The sequence below is a fragment of the Streptomyces sp. NPDC001920 genome, from assembly GCF_053594495.1.
Genome location: NZ_JBSFEP010000021.1, coordinates 105,089 through 116,703 on the forward strand (window position 1 = coordinate 105,089; position 11,615 = coordinate 116,703).

Genomic DNA, 11,615 nt, shown 5'->3' on the forward strand with positions numbered 1-11,615 from the left:
ATGGTTGTTCGCGCGCGGCGTGGAGCCGGGCCGCTCGTCGGCGCCACACGTCGGTCGGCTCACGCCGCCACCGGCTCCTCGGCCAGCAGCCGCCTGATGTCCCGCACGGCCGCGCGGCCGGCCCGGTTGGCGCCGATCGTGCTGGCTGAAGGGCCGTAGCCGACCAGGTGCACCCGGGGGTCGGCGACCGCGCGCGTGCCCTCCACCCGGATTCCACCGCCCGGCTCACGCAGCCGCAGCGGGGCCAGATGGTCGACGGCGGCCCGGAATCCGGTCGCCCACAGGATGACGTCGGCCTCCACGTGCCGGCCGTCGCTCCACTGCACCCCGGTCGGGGTGATCCGCTCGAACATGGGCTGTCGGTCCAGCACCCCGTCCGCCAGCCCTTGCCGTACGGCGTCGTTGAGGGGCAGCCCGGTGACCGAGACCACGCTCTTCGGCGGCAGTCCCTGCCGGACCCGCTCCTCGACCATCGCGACCGCCGCCCGGCCCGCGCCCTCGTCGAAGGGCCCCTCGCGGAAGACGGGTGGGCGCCTGGTGACCCAGGTCGTGGCGGCCGCGTAGGGGGCGATCTCCAGCAGATGCTGTGTGCCGGAGGCGCCGCCGCCGACCACGACGACCCGCAGCCCTGCGAACCGCTCGGGCCCGGGGTACTGCACGGTGTGCAACTGCTGCCCCCGAAAGGTCTCCTGGCCCGGATAGCGCGGCCAGAACGGCCGGTCCCAGGTACCGGTCGCGTTGATCAGCGCCCGTGTCGACCAGGTCCCGGCCGAGCTCTCCACCTGCAGTCGCCCCTCCGGCCCCTCCCGTACCGCACGCACGTCCACCGGCCGCCGCACCCGCAGGTCGAAGGCGCGCTCGTAACGGTCGAAGTACTCGGCGACGACCTCGGACGACGGCCGCCCGGGGTCGGCGCCCGTCAGCTCCATGCCGGGCAGCGCGTGCATTCCGTGCACCTTGCCGTACGTCAGCGACGGCCACCGGAACTGCCAGGCGCCGCCGGGGCCGGGGGAGTGGTCGAGCACCACGAAGTCACGGTCCGGCTCGAAGCCGGTGCGCCGCAGGTGATGGGCGCTGGAGAGTCCTGCCTGACCAGCGCCTATGACGACCACGTCGACGAACTCGGCCACCTCGATGTTGTTCACATTTCTACTAACGGTGTCGGGGGTGCGGATCTTCCCCCGCAACAGCCTCCGCGGATCACCTCCGCGGATCACCTCCGCGGATCACTTCCGTGAGTCGCCCGGCCGTCGCCTGACGTGTGAGTTCACGAGCATGGGTGAGGATGGAGGACATGTCAGACGCCTTCACCACCCGAGTCCTGAACATCGCCTCCGGCTCCTCGGAGCGGGTCGTGGACCTCACCAGCGACTGTGAGGCCTTCCTGCGGGACGTCGCCGCGGATCGCGACGGCCTTCTGAACGTGTTCGTGCCGCATGCGACGGCCGGCGTCGCGATCATCGAGACGGGCGCCGGCAGTGACGACGACCTGCTGACCGCCCTCCACACCCTCCTCCCCGCCGACGACCGCTGGCAGCACCGCCACGGCAGCCCCGGCCACGGCCGCGACCACGTCCTCCCGGCGTTCGTCCCGCCCCACGCGACCCTTCCCGTGCTCGGTGGGCGGCTGGAACTCGGGACGTGGCAGTCGGTGTGCCTCGTGGACACGAACAAGGACAATCCTCGTCGGGAGGTGCGGTTGTCGTTCCTTGGGTGAGGGTGCCGACCGTAGGTCTGAAGTCCGGCCGTACCCGACGAGTCCGGCTCGCCCTCGCAGTCGGGACCTTTCTGAACCTGATGCCGCGTCAGGTGCTGAGGGGCTGTGGGGTGTGTGATCCGAAGCGGTCGGGAACGGCGCTGCAAACCGGCGAGCGCGCCCGGCGGACATTCCACCGACTTCTCGAGGTGGCGGCCGATGCGCTCGCGGGTGCCGATGACGCGGAAACCGGCGCGCTGGTGCAGGGCGAGGCCGACGGTGCTCCCGGGGAAGATCCCAGACCGAATCGTCCAGATGCCTGCCGCCTCGGTGGAGTCGATGAGCGTGTTCAGCCGCGCGCGTCGGGGTGGACGTACACGGAGTGCTCCACGACACCGGCGTACGCGCAGCGGTCGAGCACGGCAGTGGCCGCGACCCGTCCCAGCACCGTAGCGACGGGCGTGCCTGCGCGCGCATACGCTGGTGATGTCTCGCCGAACCGGAGCGGACGCCATGAATGCAAACGCGAAGGGACCTTCTAGGCTGCATCGGAAGCCGTCGAGCCATCCGTTTGCCGGGCAGCCACGTAATCGTCGCGAGTCCTTGCTGAACCCGCGCAGCATCGTCGGGCGGGTCTTCCTCATCGAGATCCTGATCGTCGTGCTGCTGGCCGCGGCCGGGATGACCACCGTTGTGCTTCAGGCGGCCCGTGACGCGCTGCAGCAGGGGCGTCGGGAGTCGGTCGTCGCGGCCCAGGCGTTTGCGAAGGCCCCAGGCGTGGCCGAGGCGCTGCGCAGCCCGAACCCGACGGTGGTGCTGCAGCCGCGTGCGGAAGCGGCTCGTAAGAGCGCGGGTGTGGACTTCATCGTTGTCATGGACACCAACGGGATTCGCTATACATACCCGTACCCGGAAGAGATCGGGAAGAAGTTCGTCGGCACCATTCAGCCGTCGCTGGAAGGCCGCACCACCATCGAGGAGGCGGGCGGGCCGCCCCTGCCGGCGGGCCGGGGAACGGCCGTCCAGGCAGTGGTCCCCGTGACCGATGCCGACGGCGAGGTCGTCGGCCTGGTGTCCGCCGGGATCACGGCCAAGAACGTGGCGAGACTGTGGATGCCGCAGCTGCCGATCACCTTGGGTGCCGGTGCGGCCGCGCTGGCTCTGGCTGCCGGCGGGACAGTTCTGGTGACCCGGCGGCTGCAGCGGGAGACCCGTGGCCTGGGCCCGGCCGAGATCACGCGCCTGTACGAGCACCACGACGCGGTCCTGCACGCGGTGCGGGAAGGGGTCCTGATCACCGACGCCGACGGACGGTTGCTGCTGGCCAACGATGAGGGGAAGCGGCTGCTGAGTCTGTCGGTGGACGCGGAGGGACGGCATGTGCGGGAGCTGGGTCTGCCGGTGGAGATCACGCGCATGCTGGCGTCGGGGGAGGCGGTCACGGACGAGGTGCACGTGGTGGAGGGTCGGTTGCTGGCGGTGAACAAGCGGCCCACGTTCCCGCACCGGGCCCGAGGGGGCAGCGTGGTGACGTTGCGGGACACCACGGAACTGACGGTGGTGTCGGGGCGGGCAGAGGCGGCGCGGGGGCGGCTGGACCTGCTCTATGAGTCGGGGGTGCGGATCGGGACGCAGCTGGATGTGGTGAGTACGGCCCAGGACCTGGCTGAGGTGGCGGTACCGCGGTTTGCCGACATCGTCACGGTCGATCTGCTGGATGCGGTGCTGGAAGGCCATGAGCCGACGGCGGAGAAATGGCGACAGCTGCGGCGTGCGGCAATCAGCGGCGAGCAGCAGGCTTTGCCGCTGTACCCGGTGGACGAAAAGATCCCGCTTTCCCCGGCGACGCCGCAGATGCGGGCGTTGGAGCGGGGCCTGGCGGTGCTGGAGGCGGACCTGCGACAGGCGAGGGGGTGGCAGGAGCAGAACCCGGATCGCACGCGCGGGGCGCTGGAGCTGGGGGTGCATTCGCTGGTGACCGTGCCCCTGCAGGCGCGAGGTGTTCCGCTGGGCGTGGCGAACTTCTACCGGATGGGGGAGTCGCCGGCGTTCGAGCAGGAGGACCTGTCCTTCTCGGAGGAGCTGGCAGCGCGGGCGGCGGTGGCCATCGACAACGCGCGACGGTTCACCCGCGAGCACGCGATGGCGGTGACGTTGCAGCGGAGTCTGCTGCCGCGGGGGCAACCGGAGCAGGATGCACTGGCGGTGGCCTGGCGGTATCTGCCGGCGGAGGCAGGGGTGGGCGGGGACTGGTTCGATCTCATCGCGCTGCCGGGCGGGCGAGTGGCGCTGGTGATGGGTGACGTCGTCGGTCACGGATTGCACGCCGCGGCGACGATGGGGCGGCTGCGCACCGCCGTACAGAATCTCTCCGCGCTGGACCTCCCCGTGGACGAGGCGCTCGGGTACTTGGACGACCTGGTCGTGCGTATGGACAACGAGGAGAGCGCCGGCGAGGCCACGGAAGCGCACGAGGGGCAGGGGGTGACGGGAGCGACGTGTCTGTACGCGATCTACGACCCGATAGCAGGAGCGTGCACGGCGGCCCGTGCCGGACACCCCGACCTGGTAGTGGTGCACCCCGACGGGACCGTCAGCTGTGCGGACGTGCCGGCATCTCCCCCACTCGGACTGGGTGGCCACCCCTTCGAAACCCGTGAACTGCAGCTGCCCGAGGACTCACGACTGGTGCTCTACACCGACGGGCTGGTGCAGGACCGCACCCGCGACATCGACGTCGGGCTGAACGGGCTGCGTCGGACGTTGGAGCGAGCCGGGGTGGACCGCACGCCCGAGGAGACCTGTCAGGCGGTGGTCGACGCGATGGTGCCGAGACACCCCTCCGATGACATCGCACTGCTGATCGCGCGTACCCGTTTGTTCCCGCCGCCGGGCGTGGCGGAGTGGGACGTGGCGCCGGACCATGCAGCGGTCGCCTCGGTCCGGGCGCACTGCAGGGAGAAGTTGCATGAGTGGAGGGAGGAAGAGATCGTGTTCAACACGGAACTGATCATCAGCGAGTTGGTCACGAACGCGATCCGGTACGGATCACCACCGATCAGGGTACGACTGCTGCACGGGCGCTCTTTGACCTGCGAGGTGTCGGACGGCAGCAGTATCTCGCCGCGTCTGCGCCGGGCGGCCACCATGGACGAGGGTGGGCGGGGGCTGTTCCTTGTGGCCCAGCACGCTCAGCGATGGGGAACACGGTACACATCCGGGGGCAAGGTCATCTGGGCCGAACAACCTCTTGGCGGCAGCCCGTCCACCACCAAGGTCAGCACACCGGCCGAGGTCCTCCTTGAGCAGTTCGATGATCCCACCCTCTGAGTTCGGACGGTGCTGCACGCCCGTTCTGCGCCCAAGGCGCGCTCGCCCGAACCGATGGCTTCACCTCGTCGGCCAGGAGCGGCGGCTCCACTTGCGCTGATGTCGCCATCCGCCGGCCGATACTCTCTTCGCAGGCGTCCGGCCTGCGACAACGGCCGTCCGCCCCCGAGTGAGGGGGCGGAGCGCCGCTCTCTGCGGAGGATCCGGGGCAGGCCAGCGGCGTCGGAGAGCCTGCCGCCTCACGGCGGTGGGCCGGAGCCGGCGTGTGCGGACGCCTACTTCGCCGCCGTCTGCGGTGGCGGGGCGTACTCGGTGAGCAGGAGGGCGATGTCGTCCGCCCTGTCGGCGGACCGGCGGGCGTCCCGCAGCAGCGCGTCGGCCAGATCCTCCAGGCGGCCCCCGCCCATGCGGGCCAGTGACGCCCGGAGCCGGTCGACGTCGGAATCGATGTCCGAGTCACGCCTCTCGATCAGTCCGTCCGTGTACAGGGCCAGGACCGACCCGGGTACGAGGCGCAGCTCCGACTCCGGAAAGTGTGCCGCTGTGTCGATGCCGAGCAGAGGGCCGCCGGGCACATCCAGGACTTCGGCCTGCCCGTCGGGCAGGCGCAGCAAGGGCGGGGGGTGGCCGCCACGGACGATGCGCAAGACCCCCGAGCGAGGATGGAGGCGGGCGTAGCAGCAGCTTGCGAGGAGCGCCGGGTCGAGGTCCATGTGGAGCCGGTTGGTGTTGGCGACGACGTCGCTCGGCCGGTGGCCGGCGGTGGCGAAGGCCCGCACCGCGCTGCGCAGCTGGCCCATGGCGGCCGCGGCGGCGACGTTGTGCCCCTCGACGTCCCCGACGATCAGTGCGACCTCGTCGCCGGTGGGAATGACGTCGTACCAGTCGCCGCCGATGTCCATCCCCCTGGTGCCCGGAAGGTAGCGCCCGGTGACATCAAGGCCCGGCAGTGCGGGCAGCCGGTGCGGGAGCAGCGCGTTCTGCAGGCCGCGGGCGAGGGCGAATTCGGCGTCGTAGAGCCTGGCGCGTTCCAGGGCCTGGGCGATCAGGCCGCCCAGCGCGGTGAGCACCCCGCGCTCCTCGTCGGGAAATCGGTGGACGTCGTCGAAACCGAGCAGGCAGACGCCGACCGGGCGGTTCGAGGCGATCAAGGGCAGGAACGCCCAGGAGCTGGAAGGACTGACCGTGATCCCGGGATAGGTCTCGAGAAGCTCCTCACGGGACTCGACGAACAACGGGGTTCCGGAGGTCAGCGCGTCCGTCACGGGCAGCCGGGCATGCAGCGGAGTGCCTTCGAACCGGGCGAGAAAGCGCTTCGAGTAGCCGCGCTGATCGAGTAGGCGCAGGCGCCGCTCCTCCACCACGGCCATCGCCAGCTTCTGGCCGCCGAAAGCGGGCAGCAGCTGCTCGGCGACGGCCTCGAACACCTCGTGCGCGGTGACCGCCTCGGTGAGCGCGCTGCCCAGCGTGAGCACCCGGTAGAGGGAACCCACGCGCGGTGCCGCGGGCGGAGGTGACCAGGTGGAGGGCGGCCCCCCTTCCGCGAGGGGTGCACCGGGGCCGGTGTCGGCCGGTACGGGCTGTCGCACGGGTGCCACCCACCCCGTCATGCCCTGGGCGCCCGGGTGGAGGGAGAAGACCAGCCCACTGGCCGGTGGGCGGCGGACCAGGAAGGAGACCGGTTGCTGGGAGACCAGGGCGGCCCGGTAGCGGTCCTCGTACACGGGATCGGCCAGCCAGGGCAGGACGTCCCAGGGGCGTCGGCCGAGCAGTTCGTCCTGGCGGACCCGCAGCAGATTCTCCAGGCTGTGGTTGGCGTAGGCGACGCGTCCGTCGGGCGAGAGCGCGAAAAAGCCGTCCGCGAGCCGCTCGATCGCCGCCACGGCGGCCATGCGGCTCCCGGAGTCGAGTACGGCGCCGACCAGACGGGCCGAGGCCCCCAGGTCGTCAGGGCTCTCGGGCACCCGGCCCCACAGCTCGACGGTGTGGTGGCCTCCGCGGCCGTCCCGGATGCGCAGGCAGTGTGCCAGTACGTGGCGTTCCTGGACCGCGGCACGGGCGGCGGACTGGAAGCCGGGCAGATCCGCGGGCTCGATCATGGCCGCCAGGGTGGTCGCCCGTCCGTCGAACTCGAGGGGCGGCATTCCGAAGATCGCGCACAGCTCGTCGTCGGCCGTGAGCGCTCCGGTCTCCAGATTCCAGTCGAACAGGCCCACCCGGATCACCGGAGCGGATGGCAGCGGAACCACTACCGGAGCCGCCCGCTCGTCGTACTCACCGAGCGCGCCGCGGGCCCGCAGTCCGGCGAGGGTGGTGCCCAGCCGGTCGGCGGCGGAGCGAAGCTGCCTGCGCTGCGCCCTCGACAGCCCTGTCCCGTCCGGCCTGGCCGTCCACACCACGGCCATGGTGCCGAAGGTCCGCTCGCCCGCCCGTACGGGGACGGATGCCGAGCCGAACGGGTAGGGCAGGGCGACCGAGAGCTGCGGGAAGCGCCGCATCGTCTCCTCCGCGCCGGCCAGATGGATCATGCGTCCGGAGCGGTACGCCTCCGCCACCGGCAGACCGCTGTTCACCGGGATCCGGCGCCACCCACTGAGCAGGGAGGGTGGCGAACCGCACGACGCGGCCACTACGAGCGAGCGGTGGTCGCCGGAGAGCAGGAACACGCTTCCGGCATGCGCTCCGGTCAGCTCCACGGCACTGACGACGGCACTGACCAGCGCGTCGTCGCGCTCGGGCGCTTCGCCGACACTTGCGGCGCCGAACGGGTACAAGTTCGATGCCCCACCGTTGGCCGACACGTTGCCCTCGATCGTCGGTGGATGGTTTGTTCCATTTTAGGGCGGTCCGTAGCTCCCGGGGGCAGGTGCCGGGCCGGGAGAGCCGTACCCGAACCGGCAGGTGCGGTTGAGAGCGGAAGCGAGAGGAAGCCAGGGAGCCGCCCCCGTCACGGCCCCACGCACCCCCGTGCCACACACTGGCGCACCACCGGCGAGCCGTCGGCCGGTCCGTCGGCTCGCCCGTCGACGCGTCCGTCGTCCGGTCTGTCCTCCGGTGCCGGCAGGCTGTGCGCGGTCGGTGCGGGGCGGCCCTGGAGGCGGGACAGTTCGGTGGCGCAGCGTTGGAGGGCCACCTCCAGGACATCGGGCATGGTCAGGGTCCCGGTGCCGTCCGGGGGGACGAGCCAGCGCAGCGCCCCCCAGCGGCAGTGCGGGGCCGGTGCGGTGATCCATGTCCCCGCACCGAGGAGGCGCACGCCGGTGCCGATCCACACGGTCTGCGGCTCCGGGGGCAGCAGGAAGCCGACATGACGCCGTCGGGTGTCCAGCAGGCAGGGCCCCGGGTCGAGAAACGGCAGCTCCTCCAGGAGTTCGGCGACGCGGAGTCCGAGCTGTTCCGGAACGATCAGCACGTCCCAGAACCGCCCGGCCGCCAGGAGTGTGACGCCGCTGATGCCGTTCTGCCACTCGTGCTTGCAGGCGCCCGGGTCCTTTGACGCGGCCGCCAGCCACTCCATCGACTTCGTCCACTCCGTGAGTGCCATCAGGAGCCTCCTTGTGTGCACCGCCGGACGAGGGTGCGGGCCGGTTCACGGTTCGTTGGCGTCCTCAGTGCACCGGCTGCCCGGTGCCGCGACCATCCGCCGGGGGCTCAATTCCCCGTATGGGGCGAGCGCCCGCGCATCAAACCGGCAGATATATGCAGGGCGCGCGCCCCCGAGCGCCCGGCACATACCGGGCGGCCCGGCGCATCGGGGGCGGCGTGCGCCTCACCAGTCGTCGGCGTCGTACAGGGCTCCCGAGACGTAGGGGTCGTAGCCTCGGCGCCTGGACCCTGACTGAGGTGCCGGAGGCAGGATCGACTCGCGCAGTGCGGCGCACCAGGGACAGTCGTCGGTGTCGTCGCTGTCGTTCCGGATGTGGGAGATCGCGAGAACGTGCTCTCGTCCGTCGATGGAAACGCTCCTGTCTGGTTGGGGGCGGGACGGCCGGTGCGGAGCGAGCGCGGCACGGCTCCATTCGGGGGATGCGCTCACCCGACCGGGTGGTGGCAGGCACTGTCGGCGTACCACCGGCGCACGCCTGGGCGTTGCCCCGGCATGGACAGCAGTGAGACGGCGCGGCGTGTGCTCGGAGGCGATGCCGCACCCATGTCGTACGTCGTACCGGCCACCGGCCTTCGGGGCCGGCCGTCTATCTACGCGGCGCTGGTCGCGGAGTGGCACGCCAAGGGCCGTGCCGTTCCCGAGCGTCGGGACACATGGCGGGATTCCGCCGGCGCCACCGACGGCCATGCCGTCACTTCCTGGGCGGTGGGCCGGTGGAGTGGGCTCGCCCTGGCCCTCGATGCCGAACCGGTCGAGGGTGAGTACGGCGGCGCGACCGAACGGGTCCCGGCCGTGGTCGTGCCCCGGGGCCTGCCCGGACCGGCGGTTCTGTGGGAATGGAGCAGCAGCAACGGACGCGTCCGGGCGTGCGCCCCGCCTACGGCCGACTGACGCGCGTCGGCGCGGCAGGGGCGCCGCCGGCCTCGCGCAGCGCCAGCTCCATCACATCGGGGTTGTACAGGGTCCCGGTGCCGTCGGGTGGCAGCAGCCACTCCAGGCGCCAGCCCGTGGACCGGTGAGGCGGCGGCACAGCGACCCATGAGCCCCGGCCGACATGCCGTACGCCGGGCCCGACCCACTCGGAAGCCGGGTCGGGCGGAAGGAAGAAACCCACTCTGCGCGCCCCGCAGTTCACCAGCACCGGGCCGGACGCCCGTGCCCGCGTACGTCTGAGGACGTCCACGGCGCCCAGCCCTAGATGCTCGGGAACACTGAGCACGTCCCACAGCCGCCCGGCCTCCAACAGCACCGCGTCCGCCCCCTGATCCCACTGCTCCTTGCACGTCCGAGGATCCCTGGCAGCCGCGGCGAGCCACTCGACGGCCTGCTTCCCCATGGTGCGCTGCATGTCCCTACCCCCAGCATTTTCGGCCCTGCCGAACAGGTCGGAGCCATTCATGCTGGTGGATATTTCTATGCGCCGGAAGGGGTGGCGCAGTCTGGCGCAGGGTGGCGCTTTCGGTCGATGTGTGCGAGACGGGCACGGCAGTTCGCAGGTCCGGCCCGGGGAGGCTGCGGAACGGCGGTCGCGCCGTCTGTGTGTACCTGACCGGCGTTCCGATTCGCGCGTTCTACGGTGGCTTGATGCGACTTGTGCCTGGATGGGCCTTGCTTTCTTCGGGGTGCGCGCCTGTGGTGCTGATCGCGGGCTGGACGATCGCGGCGCTGCTCGAAGGACCGGCCTACGACTCCGCCACACAGACGATCAGTGTCCTCGCGGCCTACGGAGCACCGGGTTCCGGGGTGATGACGGGGGCGCTGGCCGCACTGGGGGTCTGCCATATGCTCACCGCCTGGGGGCTGCGGCCGGCCGCTCTGCCCGGACGGGTGGCGCTGGGTGCCGGCGGGGTGGCCGCGTGCGTGGTCGCGCTGGTCCCGCCTCCGAGCAGCGGGGGCTCCCTGCGTCACGGTTCGGTGGCCGCGGTCGGCTTCGCTCTGCTGGCCGTGTGGCCGGTGCTGGCCGCCGACCGCCAGGGCACCGCACCCTGGGGACTGCGGCCCGCGCCCTCCTTCGCGGCGACCGCTGTGATGGTGTTCGGCGCGGCCTGGTTCATGGTGGAGATGCACCAGGGCCGGGCCGCCGGAGCCGCCGAACGCCTGGTGACGGCCGTTCAGTCCCTGTGGCCCTTCGTGGTCGTCGCCTCCTGCCCGCGCCGGCGGCCGCCGGAGGGCCCCTCGCCTTGAGGCCTGCCCTGCGCTTGAATGCACCGACCACATCACCGGTACGAGGGAGTCGCACGTGCCCCGCCCCATCCTGCTCCGCAGCCTGCGCCGCACCGGCGCCCTCACCGCGGTCGTCTGCGCGGCCGCCGTAGCCCTCGCGGTACCGGCCGCGGCGCACACCGAGGTCGAGGCGGAGGGCGCCCGAGCGCTCGACCAGGACGTCGCGGTGACCTTCACCGCCGAGTCGGAGTCGGGCACCGCCGGCATCAGCGGACTCGAAGTGATCCTGCCCGAGGGCATCACCCCGGCGGACATCACCTACAAGAACGGCCCCGACGGCTGGAAGTTCGCCTCCACCAGCCGCGGCTACACCGTGTCGGGGCCCGAACTCGCGGTCGGCGAGGACGCCGAATACGTCGTCGCCGTACGGCAGTTGCCCGACGTCAGGACGCTGGTCTTCAAGACCCTTCAGACCTACGGCGACGGCCGCGTGGACCGCTGGATCGAACTGGAGCAGGAGAACGGCGGCGACGGCCACGGTCACGGCCACCCCGCGCCCCGTCTCGCGCTGAAGCCGCCTGCTTCCGGCGCGAAGGCCGTGAGCCCCACGCCCACCGAGCAGCCGACGACGGCCACGCCGTCGGCCCCCTCGCCCCCCGCCCCGTCGGCCGAGGCGGCGGCGGACGGCACCGAGGACGACGACGGCATGCCGGTCGCCCTCCCGCTCGGCATCGGCGCGACCGTCGTGGTGCTCGGCGCCGGGGCGTGGTGGCTGAAAAGGCGTAGCGGCAAAGCCTCCTGAACCGACGACGGCGGGAA

9 protein-coding genes and 1 pseudogene are annotated in these 11,615 nt (G+C 71.6%); 5 read left to right on the forward strand and 5 right to left on the reverse strand.

What is annotated here, in order from left to right; genetic code table 11:
- Positions 1–59 precede the first annotated feature (59 nt).
- Positions 60–1,145 (reverse strand): NAD(P)-binding domain-containing protein, encoded by a 1,086-nt coding sequence (locus tag ACWCPI_RS30945; protein ID WP_451041300.1) that lies wholly within the window; start codon positions 1,143–1,145, stop codon positions 60–62.
- Between the two features lie 149 nt (positions 1,146–1,294).
- Here ACWCPI_RS30945 and ACWCPI_RS30950 point away from each other — a divergent pair, with 149 nt between their 5' ends.
- Positions 1,295–1,717, forward strand: a complete 423-nt coding sequence (locus ACWCPI_RS30950; protein WP_451041251.1) for a YjbQ family protein — start codon at positions 1,295–1,297, stop codon at positions 1,715–1,717.
- 188 nt (positions 1,718–1,905) lie between these two features.
- Here the strand turns inward: ACWCPI_RS30950 and ACWCPI_RS30955 are convergent.
- Positions 1,906–2,144 (reverse strand): annotated as a pseudogene (locus tag ACWCPI_RS30955) (N-acetyltransferase family protein); the annotation flags it as partial.
- 65 nt (positions 2,145–2,209) lie between these two features.
- Here ACWCPI_RS30955 and ACWCPI_RS30960 point away from each other — a divergent pair.
- Positions 2,210–5,026: a SpoIIE family protein phosphatase gene (locus ACWCPI_RS30960; RefSeq protein WP_451041252.1), complete on the forward strand. Its 2,817-nt coding sequence runs from the start codon at positions 2,210–2,212 to the stop codon at positions 5,024–5,026.
- Between the two features lie 275 nt (positions 5,027–5,301).
- Here the strand turns inward: ACWCPI_RS30960 and ACWCPI_RS30965 are convergent, their stop codons facing one another.
- Positions 5,302–7,800: a SpoIIE family protein phosphatase gene (locus tag ACWCPI_RS30965; protein WP_451041253.1), complete on the reverse strand. Its 2,499-nt coding sequence runs from the start codon at positions 7,798–7,800 to the stop codon at positions 5,302–5,304.
- A 173-nt stretch (positions 7,801–7,973) separates the two neighbouring features.
- Entirely contained in the window at positions 7,974–8,570 is a 597-nt protein-coding gene (locus ACWCPI_RS30970) for a hypothetical protein (protein WP_451041254.1), read from the reverse strand.
- Positions 8,571–9,125: 555 nt separating this feature from the next.
- Here ACWCPI_RS30970 and ACWCPI_RS30975 point away from each other — a divergent pair.
- Positions 9,126–9,524, forward strand: a complete 399-nt coding sequence (locus ACWCPI_RS30975) for a hypothetical protein (protein ID WP_451041255.1) — start codon at positions 9,126–9,128, stop codon at positions 9,522–9,524.
- On the opposite strand, the gene ACWCPI_RS30980 is transcribed toward ACWCPI_RS30975, so the two are convergent.
- Positions 9,511–9,981 carry a hypothetical protein gene (locus ACWCPI_RS30980; protein WP_451041256.1) on the reverse strand — a complete coding sequence of 157 codons (471 nt, stop codon included), beginning with the start codon at positions 9,979–9,981 and terminating at the stop codon, positions 9,511–9,513. The two genes, ACWCPI_RS30975 and ACWCPI_RS30980, sit on opposite strands and share 14 nt — an antisense overlap.
- A gap of 236 nt (positions 9,982–10,217) precedes the next feature.
- Here ACWCPI_RS30980 and ACWCPI_RS30985 point away from each other — a divergent pair, with 236 nt between their 5' ends.
- Positions 10,218–10,817: a DUF998 domain-containing protein gene (locus ACWCPI_RS30985; protein ID WP_451041257.1), complete on the forward strand. Its 600-nt coding sequence runs from the start codon at positions 10,218–10,220 to the stop codon at positions 10,815–10,817.
- A gap of 55 nt (positions 10,818–10,872) precedes the next feature.
- Positions 10,873–11,598: a DUF1775 domain-containing protein gene (locus tag ACWCPI_RS30990; RefSeq protein ID WP_451041258.1), complete on the forward strand. Its 726-nt coding sequence runs from the start codon at positions 10,873–10,875 to the stop codon at positions 11,596–11,598.
- Positions 11,599–11,615 lie beyond the last annotated feature (17 nt).